The sequence below is a fragment of the Stenotrophomonas sp. Y6 genome, from assembly GCF_022436665.1.
GTDB lineage: Bacteria > Pseudomonadota > Gammaproteobacteria > Xanthomonadales > Xanthomonadaceae > Stenotrophomonas > Stenotrophomonas acidaminiphila_A.
In genome coordinates, this window is the sequence record NZ_JAKUKB010000003.1 from 121049 (window position 1) to 143298 (window position 22250).

The 22250-nt window shown below is 69.3% G+C and carries 16 protein-coding genes; 11 read left to right on the forward strand and 5 right to left on the reverse strand.

Annotation, left to right across the window (positions count from 1 at the left end):
* Window positions 1-600: 600 nt before the first annotated feature.
* On the reverse strand, window positions 601-2298 hold the full coding sequence (locus MKP15_RS03935) for an alkaline phosphatase (protein WP_161613598.1): 1698 nt from the start codon (window positions 2296-2298) through the stop codon (window positions 601-603).
* 147 nt (window positions 2299-2445) lie between these two features.
* Here MKP15_RS03935 and MKP15_RS03940 point away from each other — a divergent pair, with 147 nt between their 5' ends.
* From MKP15_RS03940 to MKP15_RS03950, 3 genes are all read left to right on the forward strand, one after another.
* A complete protein-coding gene (locus MKP15_RS03940; protein ID WP_240211838.1) occupies window positions 2446-3756 on the forward strand; it encodes a dicarboxylate/amino acid:cation symporter in 1311 nt (436 codons plus the stop codon).
* 106 nt (window positions 3757-3862) lie between these two features.
* A complete protein-coding gene (locus MKP15_RS03945; RefSeq protein ID WP_240211839.1) occupies window positions 3863-5230 on the forward strand; it encodes a pitrilysin family protein in 1368 nt (455 codons plus the stop codon).
* 10 nt (window positions 5231-5240) lie between these two features.
* On the forward strand, window positions 5241-6662 hold the full coding sequence (locus MKP15_RS03950; RefSeq protein ID WP_240211840.1) for a pitrilysin family protein: 1422 nt from the start codon (window positions 5241-5243) through the stop codon (window positions 6660-6662).
* Window positions 6663-6793: 131 nt separating this feature from the next.
* Here MKP15_RS03950 and MKP15_RS03955 read toward each other — a convergent pair whose 3' ends face one another.
* Both MKP15_RS03955 and MKP15_RS03960 read right to left on the reverse strand, forming a co-directional pair.
* The gene (locus MKP15_RS03955) at window positions 6794-7444 is read right to left on the reverse strand and encodes a C40 family peptidase (protein WP_240211841.1); all 651 of its coding nucleotides are present in this window, start codon (window positions 7442-7444) and stop codon (window positions 6794-6796) included.
* Between the two features lie 201 nt (window positions 7445-7645).
* On the reverse strand, window positions 7646-8179 hold the full coding sequence (locus MKP15_RS03960) for a C40 family peptidase (RefSeq protein ID WP_240211842.1): 534 nt from the start codon (window positions 8177-8179) through the stop codon (window positions 7646-7648).
* Window positions 8180-8289: 110 nt separating this feature from the next.
* Here MKP15_RS03960 and MKP15_RS03965 point away from each other — a divergent pair, with 110 nt between their 5' ends.
* From MKP15_RS03965 to MKP15_RS03990, 6 genes are all read left to right on the forward strand, one after another.
* Window positions 8290-8772, forward strand: coding sequence for a peptidylprolyl isomerase (locus MKP15_RS03965; protein ID WP_240211843.1), 483 nt, complete (start codon window positions 8290-8292; stop codon window positions 8770-8772).
* A 126-nt stretch (window positions 8773-8898) separates the two neighbouring features.
* Entirely contained in the window at window positions 8899-10119 is a 1221-nt protein-coding gene (locus tag MKP15_RS03970; RefSeq protein ID WP_240211844.1) for a DUF418 domain-containing protein, read from the forward strand.
* 251 nt (window positions 10120-10370) lie between these two features.
* The gene (gene gorA, locus MKP15_RS03975; RefSeq protein WP_240211845.1) at window positions 10371-11723 is read left to right on the forward strand and encodes a glutathione-disulfide reductase; all 1353 of its coding nucleotides are present in this window, start codon (window positions 10371-10373) and stop codon (window positions 11721-11723) included.
* 114 nt (window positions 11724-11837) lie between these two features.
* The gene (locus MKP15_RS03980) at window positions 11838-12746 is read left to right on the forward strand and encodes a DMT family transporter (RefSeq protein WP_240212073.1); all 909 of its coding nucleotides are present in this window, start codon (window positions 11838-11840) and stop codon (window positions 12744-12746) included.
* The gene (locus MKP15_RS03985; RefSeq protein WP_240211846.1) at window positions 12743-13087 is read left to right on the forward strand and encodes an MGMT family protein; all 345 of its coding nucleotides are present in this window, start codon (window positions 12743-12745) and stop codon (window positions 13085-13087) included. Before MKP15_RS03980 ends, MKP15_RS03985 begins: the two co-directional genes overlap by 4 nt.
* A gap of 612 nt (window positions 13088-13699) precedes the next feature.
* Entirely contained in the window at window positions 13700-14368 is a 669-nt protein-coding gene (locus MKP15_RS03990; RefSeq protein WP_161613609.1) for a rhomboid family intramembrane serine protease, read from the forward strand.
* Between the two features lie 159 nt (window positions 14369-14527).
* On the opposite strand, the gene MKP15_RS03995 is transcribed toward MKP15_RS03990, so the two are convergent.
* Both MKP15_RS03995 and MKP15_RS04000 read right to left on the reverse strand, forming a co-directional pair.
* Window positions 14528-16537: a M13 family metallopeptidase gene (locus tag MKP15_RS03995; RefSeq protein ID WP_240211847.1), complete on the reverse strand. Its 2010-nt coding sequence runs from the start codon at window positions 16535-16537 to the stop codon at window positions 14528-14530.
* A gap of 210 nt (window positions 16538-16747) precedes the next feature.
* On the reverse strand, window positions 16748-18844 hold the full coding sequence (locus tag MKP15_RS04000; RefSeq protein ID WP_240212074.1) for a M13-type metalloendopeptidase: 2097 nt from the start codon (window positions 18842-18844) through the stop codon (window positions 16748-16750).
* Between the two features lie 153 nt (window positions 18845-18997).
* On the opposite strand from MKP15_RS04000, the gene MKP15_RS04005 reads away from it, so the two are divergent.
* The gene (locus MKP15_RS04005) at window positions 18998-20599 is read left to right on the forward strand and encodes an NAD(P)/FAD-dependent oxidoreductase (protein ID WP_240211848.1); all 1602 of its coding nucleotides are present in this window, start codon (window positions 18998-19000) and stop codon (window positions 20597-20599) included.
* A 54-nt stretch (window positions 20600-20653) separates the two neighbouring features.
* Entirely contained in the window at window positions 20654-22225 is a 1572-nt protein-coding gene (locus MKP15_RS04010) for a sulfotransferase (RefSeq protein ID WP_240211849.1), read from the forward strand.
* Window positions 22226-22250 lie beyond the last annotated feature (25 nt).

Consider the following 22250-nt stretch of genomic DNA (forward strand, 5'->3'; position numbering starts at 1 on the left):
CGATGAGGGGGCGCAGGTCCATCCCGCTGCCATGCACGTCGGGCGACGGACGCGCGGGCGGGCGCCGTCCGCTACGGGGAATCGGGCAGCGCGTTGCCCTGCCGGTCGATGCGCAAGCGCGTGCCGCCGACGATGTCCGTGTGGCCGCCGGCGTCTGCCGCGCCTTCGCGGCAGCCGTCGCAGACCTCGACGCTGCGGTTCCGGAAGGGGAAGCCCCCGTCGAAACGCGCGGCGAAGGCCGGCTGCAGGGGGGGCGTAGTAGTCGATCCGGCCGTCCACGCGCGCGGACCAGGCCTTGGGCGAAGTAGTCCGGGCCGTTGTCGCAGGTGATGACCGGCAGGTGGGCGCCGTCGCGGCGCACGTAATAGCATTGGCTGCCGGCCTGCAGCGCGGCCAGTCCGCTTTCGTCGAAGCGTAGCCGTGCCCGTGCGCCGGCACTGGGCGCGAGCGCGCCCGGCGCCGTCTGCGTGCAGCCGGGCAGTACCTCCAGGCGCTGGGTGTCGCGACGATGGCAGGCCTCCCCCGCGCAGGCCAGGGCGGGCAGCAGGGCCAGCGACAGCAGTGCCGCCGCTGGCCCCGACACGTGCCGTCGCGCGTGGTTTACGGCGCCTTGCGTTCGAACTTCGCCGGCTGCGGCAGTTCCACCGGCACGCCCTGCGCGTCGCAGGTACCCTGTTCACACAGGCGCTCGCGCAGGCGCGGGGTGGCCTGCACGATCAGGTGGTAGATGGCGTTCTGCTCCAGCGTGCCGCGCACCGCGGTGCTGCCGGGGCCGCGCGCCCAGATGCCGACGTCCTCGCCGCCGTGCGATTCGGCCTTGGCCGGGACCAGCGCTTCCTGCATGTAGTCCGGGTGCTCGGTGTCGACGTGGGTCAGGTCGGGGCGGCCGCGCGCCGGCTCGTAGCTGCTGGGCGCGTGCGGGAAGGTCTTGGGGCCTGCCGGCTGGCGGTTGCTGGCGCCGGTGTAGCCGGGACCGTTGGCATAGCTGAGCGTGGTGTAGGGCAGGCCGGTGGCGTCGCGCGCCAGGTCGAGGCCGCCGGCACCGTCCTCGCCGCCCTTATCCTTGACCTTGCCCAGGATCGGGTTGCCGCGCGCCGGGTAGCCGACGAAGTTGAGCGTGTGCGAATGGTCGGCGGTGACGATGATCAGGGTGTCATCGGCCGAGGTCGCTTCGGCCGCCGCGCGCACCGCGTCGGACAGGGCGATGGTGTCGCCCAGTGCGCGCGCCGCATTGCCGCTGTGGTTGGCGTGGTCGATGCGCGCGCCCTCCACCATCAGCACATAGCCTTCCGGATGCCGGGACAGGTTGGCGATGGCCGCGCGGGTCAGCTCGGCCAGCGACGGCTCGCCGGCGGGGTCGCGGGCGCGGTCGTGCTCGTACTGCATGTGGTCCGGCTCGAACAGGCCCAGCAGCGCCGGGGCATCGGCCGCGGCCTTGAGCTGCGCGGCATTCCACACGTAGGCGCCCTGCGGGTGCGCGGCCTGCCATTCGGCCACCAGGTTGCGGCCGTCCAGGCGCAGGCCGACCTTGTCGGCATACTCCGGATCCTGCTCGTTGACGGTGGTGAACTGGCCGCGGCCGCCGCCCAGCGCGACCAGCGGGCCACGGCCGTAGCGCGTGGTCGACAGCAACTGCTGGGCGATGTCCACGCAGCCGGCGGCGCGGGCCGCTTCGGGCACGTCGGTGTCGTTCTCCCAGTTGCGGTCGGGCGAATGCGCGTAGGTCGCCGCCGGGGTGGCGTGGGTCAGGCGCGCGGTGGACACCACGCCGGTGGCCATGCCGGCGCTGTCGGCCAGCTGCAGCCAGGTCAGCGCATGCTTGCCCAGGCTGTCGGCGCAGTCGCTGCGGCTGCCGGCGCTGACGCCAATGGCGCCCATGTGGGTCTTCACGCCCGTGGTGATGGCGGTCATGGTGCCGGCCGAGTCCGGCGTCTGCGAGTCGGTGTTGTAGGTCTTGCTGAAGGCGGTCGCCGGGAAGCGCTCCCAGGACAGCAGGTTCTCCTCGCCCGGGTTGCCGTGGCGCTGGCCCTCGAGGATGCGCGCGGCTGCCACGGTGGTCAGGCTCATGCCGTCGCCCAGGAACAGGATCACGTTCTTCGCCTTGCCGGCCATGGCGCCATTGCCGGCCGCCTGCGCGGCGCCGGCGCGGTACCACCATTGCGGCGTCTCGCCCTGTGGGTGGCTGACCGCCGGCACCTCGACGGCGAGGGCCTGCGGCGCGCGGGGCGCGGCGGTGCTGGCGCAGGCGCCGAGCAGCAGGGTGGACAGGGCGGCGAGCAGGGAAGGGGCGTGGCGCATGCGATCGACCATGAATCCGGAACAGGCCGCCATTATGACGATCCTGAAAAGGCATGCCGATGACACGCAGCTTTTCCGCGCTGGCGTCGTGCCGCCCGCGGGCTTGCGCTATCGTGCCGGTTCCTGAAAAAGTCCCCGGATTCCCCTATGAAGCTGGTTTCTGCCTGGTTGCGGATTCCGTTCTGGCAGCGCGTGGCAGGCGGCTTCGTGCTTGGCGCGCTGGCCGGCTGGGCGCTGGGCCCGGCCGCCGAGCTCTGGTTCGGCCCGCTGGGCGAGCTGTACGTCACCCTGATCAAGATGATCGCCGTGCCGCTGGTGTTCTTCGCGGTGATCAGCGCCATCGGCTCGCTGCACGGGCAGAAATCGGTGGTGGCGCTGGGCGGGCGCACCTTCCTGTGGTTCATCATCACCGCGGCGCTGGCGGTATGCGTCGGGCTGGGCGTTGGCACGCTGATGCAGCCGGGCACCGGCGGCCTGAGCCTGGCCATGGACAGCGCCTATACCCCGCGCGACGTGCCGTCGGTGGCCAAGGTGCTGATGGACGTGGTGCCGTCCAACGTGTTCTATGCGCTGTCGGGCATCGGCACCAAGGTCAATGCCGCCGGCGAGACCGTGCTGGCCGCCGGGCGTGGCTCGATCCTGCCGGTGATCTTCTTCGCCGGCCTGCTCGGCTTCGCCATGGTCAAGCTCGGCGACAAGGTCGGCGAGGCGCGCAGGCTCACCGGGCAGCTGAGCGAGGTCATGATCCAGGTCACCCGCTTCGTGCTGGAGATGACCCCGCTGGGCACCTTCGGCCTGATCGCCGGCCTGGTCGGCAGTTATGGCTTCGAGAAGCTGCTGCCGCTGGGCAGTTTCGTGCTGGCGCTGTACGTGGCCTGCGCGTTGCACATCCTGGTGGTCTACAGCGGCCTGCTGCTCGTCCACGGGCTGAACCCGATCAAGTTCTTCCGCGGTGCCGCGCCGGGCATGCAGGTGGCGTTCGTGGCCTCGTCGAGCTTTGCGGCGATGCCGGCGGCGATGCGCTCGATCACCGCCAACCTGGGCGTCAACAAGGACTACGCGTCGTTCGCGGTGCCGCTGGGCGCGAGCATCAAGATGGACGGCTGCGGGGCGATCTACCCGGCGCTGTGCGCGGTGTTCATCGCCCAGTACACCGGGGTGCCGCTGACCCCGGAGCAGTACGTGGTGGTGCTGATCGCTTCGGTGCTGGGCAGCTTCGGCACCGCCGGCGTGCCGGGTACGGCGGTGGTCATGGCCACCGTGGTGCTGAGCGCGGCCAACCTGCCGCTGGAGACCATCGGCTACCTGTACGCCATCGACCGCGTGCTGGACATGATGCGCACCATGACCAACGTCACCGGGCAGATGGTGGTGCCGGTGATCGTGGCCAAGGAAACCGGGCTGCTGGACCGGCAGGTCTACGACGCCCCGGTCCGTCCCGGCGTCGGGGTGGACTGACCGCCCGTCGCCGGGGCCTGCCCGGGGACGGCCATCCGCGCGAGGCGGGTGCATCATGGGGGCGGCGGCCATCCGGCCCGTCCATGACAACGAAAGGAGTCGCTCCATGATGCTGCAACGAATGCTCCTGCTGGCCGGCTGCGCGCTGGCCGGCACGGCCGCTGCCGCCGACGCCGACCAGTGGCGGGTGCCGGTGGCGGTCGAGAAACTCGACAACGGCCTGACCGTGCTGGTGTCCGAGGACCACAGCGCGCCGGTGGTCGGGATCAGCGTGGTCTACCGCGTCGGCATGCGCCTGGAACCGCGCAACCGCACCGGCTTCGCGCACCTGTTCGAGCACCTGATGTTCCAGGGCACGCCGCAGGCGCGCAAGGGCGTGTTCGACAGCGTGATCACCGGCGGCGGCGGCCGCAACAACGGCTCCACCCGCGCCGATTTCACCAACTACATCGAGACCGCGCCGGTCTCGGCGCTGGAGCCGATGCTGTGGCTGGAAGCGGACCGCATGCGCACGCTGGACTTCAACCCGGAAACGCTGAAGAACCAGCAGGACGTGGTCAAGGAGGAGATCCGCAACAACGTCCAGAACCAGCCCTATGGCGGCTTCATGTGGATCGACATCGGCCAGCACGCGTTCTCCAAGTGGGAGAACAACCATGACGGCTACGGCAGCTTCCACGACCTGGAGAACGCCAGCCTCGATGACGTGCGCGCCTTCCACCGCGATTACTACGGCCCCAACAACGCGGTGCTGTCCATCGCCGGCGACGTCACCCCGGAACAGGGCTTCGCCCTGGCCAAACGCTACTTCGGCGACATCCCGGCGCGGCCGACGCCGCCGCGGCCGGATTACACCGAAGGCCTCAATACCCGCGAGGTCCGCCTGCAGCAGTCCGATGCGCTGGCGCAGGTGCCGGCGCTGGCGGTGGGCTGGAAGATGCCCGACCGCGGCAGCCGCGACCAGGCGCCGATGGCGGTGCTGGGCGCGCTGCTGGCCAATGGCGAGGCTTCGCGCCTGCACCAGGGCCTGGTCAAGGAGCGCCAGCTGGCGTTGAACGTCGACTCGCTCTATGGCCTGACCAGTGCCTGGGAGTACGACGGTCCCACCCTGTTCGTGGTGTTCGCCATGTACAAGCCCGACCACGATGCCGACGCGGTGTTGTCCGGGATCGACGCGGAGATCGCCCGGGTCGCCAGCGAGGGCGTGGACGCAGCCACGCTGGCGCGGGTCAAGACCCAGTTGCTGGCGCAGTGGTACGACGGCCTGGAAATGTTCCTGGACCGCGCCGACGCGCTGGCCAAGCTGCAGGCGCTGTGGGGCGATGCCCAGGTGGTCAACCGGATCCCGGGATGGATCGAAGCGGTGGACGCCGCCGACGTACAGCGCGCCGCGCGCACCTACCTGACCACCGCCAACCGCACCGTCATCGACCGCAAGCCGGCGGCGATGCTGGCCCCCGCCGCGCAGAAGTGAGGACACCGCCATGATCAAGCCGATACCCTGCCTGCTCGCGATGGGCCTGGCCCTGTCGCTCGCCCCGACCGGCGCGGGCGCCGCCCCCGCGGCGCTGCCCGCCGGCCTGCCGGACTATGCCGCCGACAAACCGCTGCCGGTGCCCGAAATATCGCGCAGGACCCTGGCCAATGGCCTGGAAGTGTGGGTCGTGCCCCGCAACGGGCTGCCGCGCGTGGACTACGTGCTGGCCATGCGCGGTGCCGGGCTGGCCGCCGATGCCGCCGCCACGCCCGGCTTCGCCACCGTGCTGGCGCGGCTGTTGAGCGCCGGCACCCAGGCGCACGACGCGCGCCAGATCGCCGAGCTGGCCCAGGGCATGGGCGGCAGCGTCAGCGCCGTCGCCAGCGTCGACGGCCTGCTGCTGAGCGGCTCTGCACTGGCCTCGCAGGCCAAGCCGATGCTGGCGCTGCTCGCCGAAGTCGCCCGTACCCCGGCCTTCGCCGACAACGAAGTGGAACTGGCCCGGGCCAATGCCGCCCAGGAGCTGAAGGCGGCCGAGGCGCAGCCGGGCTTCCGTGCCTCGCGCGCGCTGTTGCAGGCGGTCTACGGCGACCACCCGTATGCGCGCAGGCAGCTCGACCACGCCACCTTGCCGGCCCTGACCCCGGCCGCGCTCAAGCACGAACACGCGCGTCGCTTCCACCCCGGGCATGGCCTGCTGGTGATCACCGGCCGGATCGACGCTGCGACCGCGTTCGCCGAGGCCGAGCGTGCCTTCGGCGACTGGCGGGGGCAGGGCGATGCGGTCGCCGACACCGCGCCCGCGCCGCGCCAGGCCCCGGCGCAACGCACGATACTGCCGCGCCCGGGCAGCGTGCAGTCGACATTCCGGATCGGGCGCCCGGCCATCGCCGCCACCGACCCGGACTACGTGCCGCTGCAACTGGCCAGCACCGTGCTGGGCAGTGGCATCAGCAGCCGCCTCAACCAGAACCTGCGCGAGGAAAAGGGCTACACCTACGGTGCCGGCGCGGGCCTGGCGGCGCTGCGCGCCGGCGGCAACCTGGTGGCGTCGGCCGACGTGCGCAACGAGGTCACCGGCGCGTCCCTGCACGAGTTCATGAAGGAGTTCGACCGGCTGGGCAAGGAGCCGGTACCGGCCGCCGAACTGGAATCGACCAAGCGCTATGTCGCCGGCGGCTACCTGATCAGCAACCAGTTGCAGGCCGCGGTGGCCGGCACCCTGGCCAGCAACTGGCTCGCCGGGCTGCCGCCGGAGTTCCTGGGCCAGTACGTGGGCAGGATCCGTGCGGTGGACGCGGCGGCACTGCAGGCGGTGGCCGCGCGTTACTACGCACCGGACACGCTATCGGTGATCGTGGTCGGTGACCGCGACGCGGTCGCACCGCAGCTGGAGCCGTTCGGCCCGTTCGGCGTCGAGCAGCGCTGAGGCACCCCATCCGGGCCGGAGCGACTCCGGCCCGGAGACACGGCGGCCAGGTGGCTGGCGCCATCCGGGGACAGGCATGAAAAAAGCCGCGGCGGAGCCGCGGCTTTCGATGAGCCAGCGCGGCGCGCCGGTTACAGGTCCAGGCGGCGCGCCTGCATGAACTTGTCGCCCCAGTAACCGCTGAGCAGGGTGTCGGTGCGCACGTCCTTGCCGGTGCTCGGCGCATGCAGGAAGCGGCCTTCGCCGACGTAGATGCCGACATGATCGACGCGGCCCTTGCGGCCGAAGAACACCAGGTCGCCGGCGACCAGCGCCGAACGGTCCTTGATCAGCTCGTTGCTGGCCTGGCTGGCCATCTCGCGCGACACCCGCGGCAGCTCGATGCCCAGCGCGGTGCGGAACACGTAGCCGACCAGGCCGCTGCAGTCGAAACCGGCGTCCGGCGAGGTGCCGCCCCAGCGGTACGGGGTGCCCAGCAGGGTCATGGCGCGGCGCAGGATCGACTGCACCTTGCCGTCGCTGTCGTTGGCCAGCGCCGTGTCGGTGGCGCCGGCCACGCTCTTGGATGCGTCGTAGGCCGAGAGCAGGCGGCCGAGGTCGCCGGCGAACATCGCCGAGCGGTCCATCAGCGGAATGGTGTCGTTGGCGGCCAGGTGCGGGAGCAGGGCGGCCAGGGTCGCGGTGGCGGCGGCGTCGGCCTTGCTGCGCTGGGTGTCGGGCTTGGCCGCGGCCGGGCGGGCGGCGGGCTCGGCATCGGTAGCGCTCTGGGCGAGCGCCGGCATGGCGGTGATGGCCAGGACCGCGGCGCACAGCAGCCGGCGGAAGGCGGGGATTCGGTGACCGGGTTGACCCGGATGGGACGGATTTTCGTTCGTCACGCGGCAGTCACGGGAAAAAGCGATGGGCGATCATGCCCTGTGAAAAGTGTGCGTAGGTACAAATTTCGTTAAATTTTCATTATTTCCTATGACTTTTTTCACACTTCAATGCAGCACGCGCTTGGCGCCGGTGTAGTGGTCGCGCCAGTACGGGCCTTCCAGATGGTCCAGCCGCACCGTGCCACCGGTGCTCGGCGCATGCACGAAACGCCCCTCGCCGACATAGATGCCGACGTGCCAGACGTTGCCCTTGTCGCCGAAGAACACCAGGTCGCCGGCCGCCAGCTGCCGCGGCTCGATGCGGGGCCCCTGCACGGCGGCCAGCTCGCGCGAGGTGCGCGGCAGGTTCAGCGCCAGCATGTCGCGGTAGACATAGCTGACCAGCCCGCTGCAGTCGAAACCCGATTCGGGCGTGTTGCCGCCATAACGGTACGGCGTACCGACCAGCCCCAGCGCCCGCATCAGCACCGACGAGGCCGCGGCCGGATCGGCCGGGGTCACCTGTGGCCAGGCATGGCTGGCCGGGGGCGGGGCGGGGCGCCTGGCGGGCGCATGGCCGCAGGCGGCGAGAACCGAGGCCGCGGCGAGCAGGGCCGGCAGCCGCCAGCGGCGGTACCGGAAAACTGGCGTGATGTGCATGGAGCCCGGATAATGCGCCACCTCAAGACGGCTGCCATGATGGCCGCCTCCCCGTCGGCCGGCAAGGCCGTCCCAACGTCTGCCAGCGGGCAGCCACTGAAGAGTTGCGCATGAAGATCGAAAAAGACCGCGTCGTCCGTTTCCACTACACCGTTTCCGAAGTCGGCCAGGCGCCGATCGAAAGCTCCCGCGAGCGTGGTGAGCCGCTGGCGATCCTGATCGGCCACGGCAACATCATCCCGGGCCTGGAGGCGGCGATGATGGACAAGGAGGCCGGCGAGAGCTTCGGCGTGGACGTGAAGTCGGCCGACGCCTACGGCGAACGCCGCGAGGGCCTGACCCAGCGCGTGCCGAAAAAGCACTTCGGCAACACCCGCCTGGTGCCGGGCCAGCAGGTGATCCTGCAGACCAACTTCGGCCCGCGCGCGGTCACCGTCGAGAAGGTCGGCATGACCGTGGTCGACGTCGACCTGAACCACCCGATGGCCGGCAAGGACCTGCACTTCGACGTGGAGATCGTCGAAGTCCGCGAGGCCAACGAAGAAGAAGTGCAGCACGGCCACGTGCATGGCGACGGTGGCCACCACCACTGATCGTCCGACCGGCGATTCCGCAGCGAACGGCCCGCCCTGTGCGGGCCGTTTCGTTTTCCGGCGCCGCGGACGGTGGCCGTGGCCGCATGCTCTAATCGCCGGTCCATCCACGGGGGAACCACGGACGTGTCCAACGCCACTTTCCAGCCGATCGCGCCGGACGAGCGCATCGCCACGCTCGATGTCCTGCGTGGCTTGGCGCTGCTGGGCATCCTGCTGATGAACATGGAGGCCTTCGTCGGCCCGCTGGACCTGTCCACCAGTGGCATCGACCCGCACTGGCAGGGCGTGGACCGCTGGGCGGACGCCTTCGTCTACATCTTCGTGCAGGGCAAGTTCTTCACCCTGTTCTCGCTGCTGTTCGGCGCCGGCTTCGCGGTGATGGCGCAGCGCGCCGAGGTTGCCGGGCGCGATTTCACCCGCTTCTACCTGCGCCGCAGCCTCGGCCTGCTGGGCATCGGCCTGGTGCATGCGCTGCTGCTGTGGTCCGGCGACATCCTGGTCGCCTACGCGCTGTTGTCGTTCCTGTTGCTGGCCTTCCGCGACGCGCCGCGTGCCTGGCTGCCGGCAATGGGCGTGCTGGCCTACCTGGCGGCGGTCGGGCTGATGCTGCTGCTGGGCGCGCTGATGCTGCTGGTGCCGGCCGACACCACGGCCGCGCAGGCGACCCACGCGCAGGCCGCGATCGAGGCCCAGCGACAGGCCTACGGGCACGGCACCTATGGCCAGGCGGTGCTGCAACGGCTGCGCGATTTCGGCGCATCGCTGGGCGCGCTGCTGGTGGTGGGGCCGCAGGTGCTGGGCATGTTCCTGATCGGCAGCTGGTTCGCGCGCAGCGGCGCCATCGCCGATCCCGAGGCGCACCGGCGGCTGTTCGCGTGGCTGCGCTGGGGCGCGCTGCCGCTGGGCCTTGCGCTGATGCTGGCCTGTGCCTGGTACCAGCCGTGGCTGGCGCCGGGGCGTTTCGACCTGCGTTCGGCCGCGGCCTACGGCGGCACCGCGGTGGCCGGCCTGCTGATGTGCCTAGGCTACCTGGCCTGGGGCGTGCGCTGGAGCCACGCGCTGCGCGGGCTGGCCCCGGCCGGGCGCATGGCGCTGAGCAATTACCTGGGGCAGTCGCTGGTATGCACGCTGCTGTTCTACGGCTATGGGCTGGGCGGTTTCGAGCAGATGGGACGCGTGTGGCAACTGCTGTTCGCGGTGGCGCTGTTCGCGGTGCAGCTGCTGCTGAGCCGGGTCTGGTTGCGCCATTTCCGTTTCGGGCCGATGGAATGGCTGTGGCGTGCGATCACCTACTGGCGGTTGCCGCCCCTGCGCCGCGATCCGGCCGACGCGCGTCCGCGGTAGCCGCGCCGCGGGCGACCACGCCCGGCTGCGCACGCTGCCCGCGCGTTGCCTGATGCCCGCCCGGCGGCGTCGGTGGCGCATGGTCCCGGCCGCGTGGATCGGTTTCGCCGGGGCATTTACAGGCCGGCAACGGCACGGCATGGCATGCTCGGGGCCCGCATGGACAACAGGAGTGGACGCGCAATGACCGACCTCATCAGCGGGCATGTGGCGGTGATCGAAACCGCATCCCGGCGCATGGGAGCGGCGCGGTGAGCGGGCAGTCATTCGATCTGGTCGTGCTCGGCGGTGGCTCCGGCGGGCTGGCCGCGTCGTTCCGTGCCGCGTCGCACGGCGCGAAGGTGGCGATGCTGGAACCGGCGTTGCTGGGCGGTACCTGCGTCAATGTCGGTTGCGTGCCGAAGAAGGCCATGTGGCTGGCGGCCGACCTCGCCGAGCGCATCGCGCTGGCCTCGGCGCTGGGCTTCGACGTGCCAGCGGCGCCGCGCCTGTCATGGCCGCGGCTGCTGCAGCGCCGGCAGCAGTACATCGATGGCATCCATGCCAGCTACCGGCAGCGGCTGCAGGACAGCGGCGTGGTGCACATCGCGCAGCGCGGCCGCCTGCGCGACGCCCGCACCGTGGAATGCGAGGACGGCACCCGGCTGCACGCCGGACATATCGTCATCGCCACCGGCTCGCATGCGTTGAAGCCGGACCTGCCCGGTGCCGGGCTGGGCGGGATCTCGGACGATTTCTTCGCCCTGCGGGCGGCACCGGCGCGGGTGGCCATCGTCGGTGGCGGCTACATCGCGGTAGAACTGGCCGGCGTGCTGCATGGCCTGGGCAGCGAGGTGACGCTGCTGGTGCGCGGCAAGGAGCTGCTGTCGCAGTTCGACGCCGAGATGACGGCGCAGTTGGTGCAGAACCTGCGCCAGCAGGGCATCACGGTGCGGTTCGGGTGCCAGTTGCAGGCCCTGGAGCGGCGCGCGGGCGGCATCCACGCGCGCCTGCGGGACGGTGCCGCAGACGCGCTGTTCGACACCGTCCTGTTCGCCACCGGCCGTGCCCCGAGCACCCGCGGGCTGGGGCTGGAGACCGCCGGGGTGGCGCTGGACGACAACGGCGCCATCGTGGTCGATGCGTTCCAGGACACCTCCGTGCCCGGCATCAGCGCGATCGGCGACGTCACCGCGCAGGCGATGCTGACGCCGGTGGCGGTCGCCGCCGCGCGCCGGCTGATGGACCGCCTGTACGGCGGCCAGCCGGAGGCGCGGCTGGACTACGACAACATCCCCAGCGTGGTGTTCTCGCACCCGCCGCTGGGCAGCGTCGGCTTGAGCGAGGCGCAGGCACGCGGGCGCTTCGACACCGTCACCACGTACCACAGCCGCTTCCGGCCGATGCTGCAGGCGCTCGGCGAGGGCCAGACCCGTTCGCTGTTCAAGATGGTCTGCGTCGGCGCGGACGAGAAGGTCGTCGGCATCCACCTGCTGGGCGAGGGCGCCGACGAGATCCTGCAGGGCTTCGCGGTGGCGCTCAAGGCCGGGGTGACCCGCCGGCAGATGGCCGACACCGTGGCGATCCACCCGACCTCGGCCGAGGAAGTGGTGCTGATGCGCTGAGCGCGCCGCAGGCGGGATAATGCCGGGCTCATCTCCCCCGGATGCGGTCATCCCGTGAATGCTCCCCCCAGCGGCGCCGCTGCGGCGCCGCCGCCGGCGCCGGTCGCTTCGTCGCTGCCGACCACGTCGCGGCGCCTGCTTGCCAGCGGCCTGCTGCTGGCCGGCGTGGGCGCCATCGCCGCATCCGGCAAGGCGGTGATCGTCAAGCTGGCCTACCGCCACGGTGCCGATGCGACCACGCTGCTGGCGCTGCGCATGCTGGTCGCGCTGCCGTTCTTCGTGACCATGGGTGCGTGGGCCGCGCGCCGGGCGCCGGCGCTGTCGCGCGGCGACCTGGGGCGGGTGGCGCTGCTGGGCTTCAGCGGCTATTACCTGTCCAGCTACCTGGATTTCTTGGGGCTGCAGTACATCAGCGCCACGCTGGAGCGGCTGATCCTGTACCTGAGCCCGACCCTGGTGGTGCTGATCGCGCTGCTGGTGCTGCGGCAGCGGCCGACGCGGCTGCAGGTGCTGGCGTTGCTGGTCAGTTACCTGGGCGTGCTGCTGGCCTTCGGCCACGACATCCAGCTCGATGGCCGGCGCACGCTGCTCGGCGCGGCGCTGGTGTTCGCCAGCGCGCTCAGCTACGCGGTCTACCTGTTCGGCAGCGGCCAGGCGGTGGCGCGGATCGGTGCGGTGCGCCTGACCGCCTACGCCAGCACCGTGGCCTGCGTGCTGTGCATCGGCCAGTACCTGTTGTTGCAGCCACTGGCGGCGCTCGGCAGGCAGCCGCCGCCGGTGTACTGGCTGTCGCTGCTCAACGGCACTGTGTGCACGGTGCTGCCGGTGCTGGCGATCATGCTCGGGGTCAAGCGCATCGGTTCCTCGCTGGCCGCGCAGGTGAGTATGCTGGGCCCGGTCTCCACCATTGTGCTGAGCGTATGGCTGCTGGACGAACCGATGGGCCCGTGGCAGGGCGCCGGCACCGTGCTGGTGCTGCTGGGCGTGCTGCTGGTGGGCAGCGGCGTGGCCCGCAGGCGGTGAGCGCGGCGACCGATGCGGCGGCGGCACAGGCACGCATCCTGGCGGTGATCCGCGCCATCCCGCGCGGGCAGGTGATGGGCTACGGCGAGGTCGCGGCCAAGGCCGGGCTGCCGGGCCGCGCGCGGCTGGTGGCGCGGCTGCTCGGCGGCAACGGCGACCGGACCCTGCCGTGGCACCGGGTACTGCGTTCGGATGGGCGCATCGCCCTGCCCGAGGGGTCGGCCGGCTGGCGCGAGCAGGCCCAACGCCTGCGCGCCGAGGGCGTGGTGGTCGAGAACGGCCGGGTCCGGCGCGCACGGCCGCCGCCCGACCTGGATGCCCGGATCTGGGGGCCTGCCTGAAGCAGGAACGGGTAAAGAAGCGCGGGGAACCAGGACACCGCGGCCGGTTTCAAGTGAGCGGATCAAGCGCGCAGCCGACAGCCGGCACCCGCCTATATATCTGGAACAAAGCCCCCTGAGTCAGGGGGCGGCCGCGAAGCGGCGGGGGTCTGGAAGCACGAGATGGGGCCCACGGTTTGCGTTGCAAGCCGTGGGGCGTCAGCGCGAAGGCGATGACGCATTCCCCCTGAGTCAGGGGGCGGCCGCGAAGCGGCGGGGGTCTGGAAGCACGAGCTGGGGTCCGCGGTTTGCGTTGCAAACCGTGGGGCGTCAGCGCGAAGGCGATGACGCATTCCCCCTGAGTCAGCGGGCGGCCGCGAAGCAGCGGGGGTCTGGAAGCGCGAGCTGGGGCCCGCGGTTTGCGTTGCAAACCGTGGGGCGTCAGCGCGAAGGCGATGACGCATTCCCCCTGAGTCAGGGGGCGGCCGCGAAGCGGCGGGGGTCTGGAAGCACGAAATGGGGCCCGCGGTTTGCGTCGCAAACCGTGGGGCGTCAGCGCGAAGGCGATGGCGCATCAGCGAAGGTGGCGGCGCGTCCCCGGCTATCATGGCGGAAGTTCCCAAGGATGCCGCCATGTTTCCCCGATTGCCCACCGTCACCAAGGCGCTGCTGATCGCCAACGTCGTGCTGTTCATTCTGCAGCAGCCGTTCCTGCTGGGGATGGAAACGTTCGAGCCGTTCATGTTGTGGCCGCTCAATACCGGTGGCTTCGACCCGTTCTCGCCCGGGCAGAACTTCCAGCCCTGGCAACTGCTGACCTATGGCTTCCTGCATGGCGGTTTCACCCACTTGTTGTTCAACATGCTGGCGCTGTACATGTTCGGCGCACCGCTGGAGCTGACCTGGGGCGAGAAGCGCTTTGCCACGTATTACCTGGTGTGCGTGGCCGGCGCCGGCCTGTGCCAGCTGCTGGTGGCGGCGCTGATCGGCGAGGGCGGCCCGGTGCTGGGCGCGTCCGGTGGCGTGTTCGGCCTGCTGCTGGCGTTCGGCATGCTGTTCCCGAACCAGCGGGTGATGCTGCTGTTCCCGCCGATTCCGATGAAGGCGCGCACCTTCGTCATCGTGTTCGGCGCCATCGAACTGATGCTGGGGTTCACCGGCTGGCAGCCGGGGGTGGCGCATTTCGCGCACCTGGGCGGCATGCTGTTCGGCTGGCTGCTGATCCGCTACTGGCGTGGGCAGCCGCCGTTCAACCGCCGCGGTGGTGGCGGCCGTCCCAACCACCTGCGCCGGGTGAAGTGACGCGCGGCGCGCGTCACGCGTAGGTGCCGGGCTTGCCCGGCACAGGGCTGTCCAGGCGAGGCGTCATCCAGGGGTCATGCGCGGCGAGCCCCGCCTCTACCGGGCAGGAAACAAAAAAGGCGCGGAAATCCGCGCCTTTTTCGTGGGTCGAGGAGGGCGTCAGCGCCAGATCCGGATCTGCTCCGCGTCGGTGCGCTGCATCGGCTGGCCGGGCTTGCACTGGAACGCCGCGCCGAAGGCCGGCAGGTTGGCCAGCGGGCCGTTGGTACGCCAGCGGCCCGGCGCACGCGGTTCGGCGCCCAGCCGCTGCACCGCCTCGTTGGGCGAGAGCTGCTGCGGCCACAGCGATGCCCAGGCGCGGAAGAAGGCCTGGCGGTCGGCCGGGCTGGCGTCCGGCTGCGCGGCGGCGAACGCCTCCCAGGCGATCTCCACGCCGGAGATGTCGGCCATGTTCTCGTCGCGGGTCAGTTCGCCGTTGACCTTGGCGTCCTTCACCCCCGGGAACGGGTAAGCGCCGTATTGCGTGGCGACGCGGTTGCCGATCAGGGTCCAGGCGCTCTTGTCCGCCGGCGTCCACCAGCTGCGCAGCTCGCCTTTCGCGTCGACCAGCGCGCCCTTGGCGTCGATCGCGCGGCTGATCTCATGCGCGACCAGGCCGCCGTAGGCGCCGAACTTGCCCGGCAGGCCGTCGGCATCGGTGAAGATCGGCCCCTGCAGCGCGGCGGCGGTGACGATCAGGCGGTTCTGCGCCAGGTCATAGGACAGCGCTGGCTGCTGCGGCAGCACGTCCCAGCGGCGGTCGGCGTTGCCCTTGCCGATGCGCTTCATTTCCTGGGCATGGCGCCAGGTTGAGGCGATCAGCATGTTGCCGCCGAAGCTGCCACGGCCCATCGGCTGCACGGTGTAGTCGAGGTCGCGCAGCGGCTTGCCGATCTCGATCTTCAGCGCGGCCAGCTTGGCCTCGGCCTCGCTCCTGGCCTCGGCGCTCATCCAGGTGCTGCGCTTGACCGCGGCGATCTGCGCTTCACGGATCTGGTCGACCATCAGCCCGGCCTGGCGCAGCGCGTCGCGGCTGACATGGGCGGCGGCGTATTCATGGCCCAGCATCGGGCCGGCGGCGACGTTGATCGCGTCGAGCACCTGTTCCCAGCGCGCCGGCGCGATGGCCTGGCCGCGCAGCACGCGGCCGCGGAACTCGAATTCCGCGTCGCGGTAGGCCTTGGACAGGTACGGCGCCATGGCATCGCCCACGCGCCAGCGCAGGTAGGCCTTCCACTGCTCGGCCGGCAGCCGGGTGATCATGCCGTTGAGCTGCTGGAACAGCGCCGGATCGGACAGCGACACCAGGTCGTCGTTGACGCCCTGCGCCTTGAGGAACGCGTCCAGTTGCAGGTTGCGGTAGCGCCTGTTCAGGTCCTTGGTGGAGACCGGCGCGTAGTTGTTGAACGGGTTGTTGATGCCGGCCAGCGGCTGCGCGTTGCGCGCCAGTTCGGTCTCCAGCTGGATCACCAGCGCCGACTCGGCGTCGAGCCTGTTGGCCGGGGTACCGGTCAGCGCCAGGATCTGCTTCACGTAGGCGCGGTAGCGACCCATCAGCGCCACCGTGTCGGCGTCGGTGCGGGTGTAGAAGGCCGGGTCGGGCAGGCCCATACCGCCCTGCATGAAGTAGCCGATGTGGCGGTCCAGCGCCTTGAGGTCGACGTCCGGGGCGAAGTTGAACGCCACCGGGATGCCGACCTGGTGCAGCGCGGCGATCGAGGCGGGGATGTCCTTCGCTTTCTTGATCGCATTGATGCGGCCCAGCAGCGGCGCGATCGGCTTGGAGCCGTCGGCTTCCACCGCGGCTTCGTCCAGGCCGCTGGCCCAGAAATCGCCCAGCAGCTTCTGCACGTTGCCCTGCGGCGCGGTCATCGCGCGTTCCAGCAGCTGGCGCTGCTGGGTGCGGGCGTTGTCGGCCAGTTGCCCCAGCGCGGTGACGGCGCCGACCTGCGGGACCGGATTGGCCTTGAGCCAGTCTGCGTTGGCCTGCTCGTAGAAGTCGGTGCAGGCGGGGCTGACCGCGGGCGCGCGCGGGGCAGCCTTCTTGCGCGCGGCATCGGCGCCAGGCGCCGACAGCGCGGCGGCCACGCCAAAGGCCAGTGCCAGGGAAAGCGGGCGGAGGGTGGGCATGTGCAGCGGATCCGTCGAGGACTGAAAGTGGGCGGAGTTTAGCAGCGGGCGGCGCAGACGGAGGAGCGTGCCACGCCACCAGTGCAGGCAGGCGCCGCGGTTGCGTCGGCGCCGCGCGCGTGGCGCCTTCGTGCGTGCGCGGCGCGTGGAAAAACGAAAGGCCCGGGAAATCCCGGGCCTTCGTTGGCTGGCGCGTGGTGCGCTGGCCGATTACCAGATCACCACCTGCTTGTCGCCGGTGCGGACCATCGGCGAGCCGGCCTTGCACTGGAACGCGGCGGCGAAGGTCGGCAGGTTCGACGGCGCACCCATGGCGCGGAACTGCGCCGGGGCGTGCGGGTCGGTGGCCAGGCGGACCTTGGCGTTCTCCGGGGTGTACTTGGTGCGCCACACGGTGGCCCAGTTGAAGAAGAAGCGCTGGTCGCGGGTGAAACCGTCGATCTTCGGGTCTTCCTTGCCGGCGCTGGCCTTCTGCAGGGCGTCGTAGGCAGTGGCCAGGCCGCCGAGGTCGGCGATGTTCTCGCCCAGGGTCAGCGAGCCGTTGACGTTCTGGTCGCCCACCTTGTACTCGTCGAACTGCTTGACCAGCTTGCCGGTCAGGCTGGAGAAGCCCTTGGCGTCGGCCTCGGTCCACCAGTTCTCGAAGTTGCCGGTCGGCCCGAAGCGGCTGCCCTGGTCGTCGTAGCCGTGGGTCATCTCATGGCCGATCACCGCGCCGATGCCGCCGTAGTTGAGCGCGTCGTCGGCCTTCGGGTCGAAGAACGGCGGCTGCAGGATGGCGGCCGGGAACACGATCTCGTTCTGCAGCGGGTTGTAGTAGGCATTGACCGTCTGCGGGGTCATGCCCCACTCGGTCTTGTCGACGGGCTGGCCGATCTTGGACAACGCGAACTTGTAGTTGAAGGCGTTGGCGGCGCGGATGTTGCCCAGGTAGTCGTCGTGCCTGGTCTGCAGGCCGCTCCAGTCGCGCCACTTGTCCGGGTAGCCGATCTTCGGGGTGAAGGTCTCCCACTTGGCGATGGCCTTGGCTTTGGTCTCGGCGCTCATCCACGGCAGGTTCTGGATGCGGTCCTTCAGCGCCGCGGCCAGGTTCTTCACCAGTTCTTCCATCTTGGCCTTGGCTTCCGGCGAGAAGGCGACCTTGACGTACATCTGGCCGAAGGCTTCGCCGGCGTCGTTCTCGATGGTCCCCAGCACGCGCTTCCAGCGCGGCTTGATTTCCTTCTGGCCGTTGAGTTCCTTGCCGTAGAACGCGTAGTTCTCCTGCACGAACGCATCGCTCAGGTACGGCGAGGCGCCATCGACGGTGTGGAAGCGCAGGTAGGCGCGCCATGCGGCCGGGTCGGTGTCGCCCAGCATCTTGCTCACTTCCTGGTGGAAGCCGGGGATGGCCAGCGAGAACTTCTCCGGCGCGGCGATGCCCTGCGCCTCGAAGAACTTGCTCCAGCTGAAGTTCGGGGTCAGCTTGTCGGCGTCGGCCACGGTGACCGGGTTGTAGTACAGCGAGACATCGCGCGACAGCTCGACGCTGGACTTGGAGGCCTTGGCCAGGCGGGTCTCGAACTTGACCACGTCCTCGGCCTGCTTGGCGGCGTCGGCCGCGGCCACGCCCGACAGTTCCAGCACCTTGGCCACGTGCGCCTGGTAGGCCTTGAGCTTGTCGGCCTTCTTCGCGTCGGTGTAGTAGGTGCTGTCCGGCAGGCCCAGGCCGCCCTGGCTGGCGTAGGCCATGTTCATCGACGAGTTCTTGAAGTCCGCTTCGGGGCCGAAGCCGAACAGCACGTTCTCGCCCTTGGCGGCGCTGGTGCGCAGGTAGTTGGCGATGGCGTCCTTGTCGGCCAGCGCGTCGATGGCCTCCAGGTCGGCCTTCAGCGGGGTGATGCCCAGCGCGTTGATCTTGGCTTCGTCCATGCCCGAGGCCCAGAAGTCGCCGACGATCTTCTCCACGCCGGTCGCGTTCTTCATCGCCGCGGCCTGTTCGGCCAGCTGGTGCTGCACGGCGACCGAGCGCTCGTCGAGGATGGTGAAGGCGCCCCAGCTGGTGCGGTCGCCCGGGATCTCGTTGGCGCTGAGCCACTTGTCGTTGACGTAGCCGCCGAAGTCGGTGCAGGCGTCCTTGCTGGGATCCAGGTCGGCCACGCTGAAGGCGTTGTAGGCCGGCAGCTTGGACTCGTCCAGCTTCAGTTCGGCGGCGGCCTCGGGGGCCGGCGCGGTGGCGGCCGCGGCCGGGGCTTCTTCTTTCTTGCAGCCGACCAGCGCGGCCGAGACGGCCAGGGTCAGCAGGAGAATCTGGGGTTTGCGAACGATCACAGGAGGCCTCCGGGCCGGATTCGGTGCATGGGTGAGACCCCGATCACGGGGCGTGCGCAGAAGATACGCCTGTAACCGTTGCCGAAAGGGTGTCGAAGGTCATGCCGGTCGCCGGGTCCGGCGGCTGCCGCGGAGTGATATACAGGGTGGATGACAGACAACGCTTCGCGGCAGTGGGATGCGGTCCTGGTCGGCGGCGGCCACAACGGACTGGTGTGCGCGGCCTACCTGGCCAGGGCCGGCAAACGGGTACTGGTGCTGGAGCGGCGCGAGGTGGTCGGCGGCGCCGCGGTCACCGAGGAATTCCACCCCGGCTTCCGCAATTCGGTGGCGTCCTACACGGTGTCGCTGCTGCAGCCGCGGGTGATCGAGGACCTGCAGCTCGAGCGCCATGGCCTGCGCGTGGTGCCGCGGCGGATCAACAATTTCCTGCCGCTGCCCGGCGGCCGCTACCTGCTGGCCGGCGGCGGGCGCACCGGCCTGGAAGTGGCGAAGTTCTCCGCCCGCGATGCCGAACGCCTGCCGGCCTACGAGCAGCGCCTGGAGATCTTCGCCGACGTGCTGCGCGCGGTGGCGCTGCAGCCGCCGCCGAACGTGACCGGCGGCGGCTGGCTGCATGCGCTGCCGGAACTGTGGAAGGCCGGCCAGCTGGGGCGGCGCCTGCAGGGCCTGGACATCGCCTTGAAACAGGAATTGCTGGACCTGTTCACCCTGTCCGCGGCCGAATACCTGGACCGCTGGTTCGAAAGCGAACCGATCAAGGCGCTGTTCGGCTTCGACGGCATCGTCGGCAACTACGCCAGCCCGTATGCGCCGGGCACCGCCTACGTGCTGCTGCACCACGTGTTCGGGCAGAGCAACGGGGTCAAGGGCGCCTGGGGCCATGCCATCGGCGGCATGGGCGCCATCACCCAGGCGATGGCGCGTTCGGCGATCGAGGCCGGCGCCGTGATCCGCACCGGCGCCGGCGTGGAGCGGGTGCTGGTGGAAGGAGGGCGGGCGACCGGCGTGGTGATGGGGAGCGGCGAGGTGATCCCCGCCCGCGCGGTGGTCGCCAACGTGAATCCAAAACTGCTGTACGAGCGGTTGCTGGAACCGGCGGACGTGCCCCCGGCCACCCGCGAGCGGATGGCGAACTGGCGCTGCGGTTCGGGCACGTTCCGCATGAACGTGGCGCTGTCGCGGCTGCCCGATTTCAGCGTGCTGCCGGGGCAGGGCGACCATCTCACCGCCGGCATCATCATCGCCCCGAGCCTGGACTACATGGACCGTGCCTGGCAGGACGCGCGCCGCCACGGCTGGTCGCGCGAGCCGGTGGTGGAGATGCTCATTCCCAGCACGCTGGACGATTCGCTGGCGCCACCGGGCCAGCACGTCGCCAGCCTGTTCTGCCAGCACGTGGCACCGCAGCTGCCGGACGGGCGCAGCTGGGACGACCACCGCGAGGAGGTGGCCGACCTGATGATCGCCACCGTCGAGCGCCACGCCCCCGGCTTCGCCGCCTCGGTGCTGGGCCGGCAGATCCTCAGCCCGCTGGACCTGGAACGCACCTTCGGCCTGGTGGGTGGCGACATCTTCCACGGCGCGCTGAGCCTCAACCAGCTGTTCAGCGCGAGGCCGATGCTGGGCCAGGCCAACTACCGCGGCGCGATCCCCGGGCTGTACCTGTGCGGTTCCGGCACCCATCCCGGCGGCGGCGTGACCGGGGCGCCGGGGCATAATGCGGCGCGGGAGATACTTCGGGGGCGCTGATGATATGCGCATGTAGGCCACGTTATATGGCGATGGATTTTTTCAGGTGATTTGATGAACCAGCAGGTGGTAGAGCTTTACCGGCAGGCCGTGGCGGCGCTGAACAGGAAAGAATGGCGGCAGGCATGGGCGATAGCACAGCGTGTTCTTGAAATGTCTGGAGAGCATGGCGGGGTACATTTTGTTGCTGGTGTGGCGGCAATGGAACTGGGGCAGATGCCGGCTGCTGTTGTTCACTTGCGGCGTGCGACCCAGCTCAGTCCTGGGCGTGCTGACTATGCGACACAGATGGCGCGGCTATTGGTCTCGTTGCGTGCTTTCCAGGAGGCGCACAGCTACGCGGACCATGCGGCACGACTTGAACCAGATGATGCCTATACGCTGGATACGTTGGGCGTCGTCTTTACTCGTATCAACGAGCATGCACGTGCGTTGGCGTTGTTTGAAAAAGCGGTGCTCATGGTGCCGGATGAGGCCACGTTTCGTTACAACTATGGAACGTCACTGCTCTTTTCCGGTCGAGCCGAAGAGGCGGAGGCCGAGTACAGGGAGTGCCTTGAGTTGGCGCCGGGTTATTGGCGTGCCTATACCTCGCTGGCGAATGTCAAACGTTGGGGGAGTGGTTGCAATAATATCTCTCTGTACGAGCGGGTAGCCAAGGCCGCAGAGCGGAGTGCGGAAGGATGTTTGTATGTAAATCTTGCATTGGCTAAGGAGCAGGAGGATGTCGGTGATTATCCCGCTGCCTTTGCCAGTTATGTTCGGGCAAAGAGCTCACAGAAAGCGCTCCGTAACTATGTTTCTGAAGCCGATCTGAAATTGTTCGAGGGGTTGCAAAAAGCATTTGACGGCGTTGACGATTTCGAGGGCGGGGCGGATTGTGATGAGCCGATCTTTGTGCTGGGTATGCCACGCAGCGGAACCACGCTGGTAGAGCGGATTATTTCCAGTCATCCTGATGTCTACTCGGCTGGTGAGTTGCAGAATTTCCCGATGATGGTCAAGCGCCTTTCGGGCACTAGGACCAATGCGGTCACTGATGTAGCGACGCTGACAGCGATTGACAGTATGGACTGGAAGGCCTTGGGAGAGGGCTATGTCAAATCGACGCTGCCCGGGACGGCTGGGGCGCGTCGATTCGTCGACAAGCTGCCCCATAATTTTCTATATGTCGGGCACATTGCGAAGGCCTTGCCCAAGGCGCGGATAATCCTGTTGCGGCGTGACCCTGTCGATACATGCCTGAGTAATTTCAGGCAGCTTTTCTCCCTGAGTTCTTCCGTCTATGACTATTCTTTTGATCTGCTGGACACCGGGCGCTACTACTTGATGTTTGATCGGTTGATGGACTACTGGTGCCAACGGCTTGGGGAGCGCGTACTGGTCGTCCGCTATGAGAAGCTGGTCGAGCAGCAGGAGAGTGAGACGCGCAGGATCATCGGATTCTGTGGCTTGGAATGGACGGATGCCTGCTTGCGCTTCGAGGAGAACAGCGCGCCAGTGGCAACTGCCAGCGTCGTGCAGGTGCGCTCCAAATTGACCAGGGAGTACATGGGGCGTTGGCAGCGTTATGGTGAGGCCATTGATCCATTGCGGCAGCTGCTGGAGATGGCGGATGTGACGTAAGTCGCTTCCTGCTTTTGCTGGAATG

Coding starts and splice junctions, on each gene's coding strand:
- MKP15_RS03950 (WP_240211840.1), top strand. CDS start 5,241: ATGATCAAGCCGATACCCTGCCTGCTCGCGATGGGCCTGGCCCTGTCG.
- MKP15_RS03945 (WP_240211839.1), top strand. CDS start 3,863: ATGATGCTGCAACGAATGCTCCTGCTGGCCGGCTGCGCGCTGGCCGGC.
- MKP15_RS03990 (WP_161613609.1), top strand. CDS start 13,700: ATGTTTCCCCGATTGCCCACCGTCACCAAGGCGCTGCTGATCGCCAAC.
- MKP15_RS03940 (WP_240211838.1), top strand. CDS start 2,446: ATGAAGCTGGTTTCTGCCTGGTTGCGGATTCCGTTCTGGCAGCGCGTG.
- MKP15_RS03955 (WP_240211841.1), bottom strand. CDS start 7,444: ATGCCGGCGCTCGCCCAGAGCGCTACCGATGCCGAGCCCGCCGCCCGC.
- MKP15_RS03960 (WP_240211842.1), bottom strand. CDS start 8,179: ATGCACATCACGCCAGTTTTCCGGTACCGCCGCTGGCGGCTGCCGGCC.
- MKP15_RS03965 (WP_240211843.1), top strand. CDS start 8,290: ATGAAGATCGAAAAAGACCGCGTCGTCCGTTTCCACTACACCGTTTCC.
- MKP15_RS04005 (WP_240211848.1), top strand. CDS start 18,998: ATGACAGACAACGCTTCGCGGCAGTGGGATGCGGTCCTGGTCGGCGGC.
- MKP15_RS03995 (WP_240211847.1), bottom strand. CDS start 16,537: ATGCCCACCCTCCGCCCGCTTTCCCTGGCACTGGCCTTTGGCGTGGCC.
- MKP15_RS04010 (WP_240211849.1), top strand. CDS start 20,654: ATGAACCAGCAGGTGGTAGAGCTTTACCGGCAGGCCGTGGCGGCGCTG.
- MKP15_RS03935 (WP_161613598.1), bottom strand. CDS start 2,298: ATGCGCCACGCCCCTTCCCTGCTCGCCGCCCTGTCCACCCTGCTGCTC.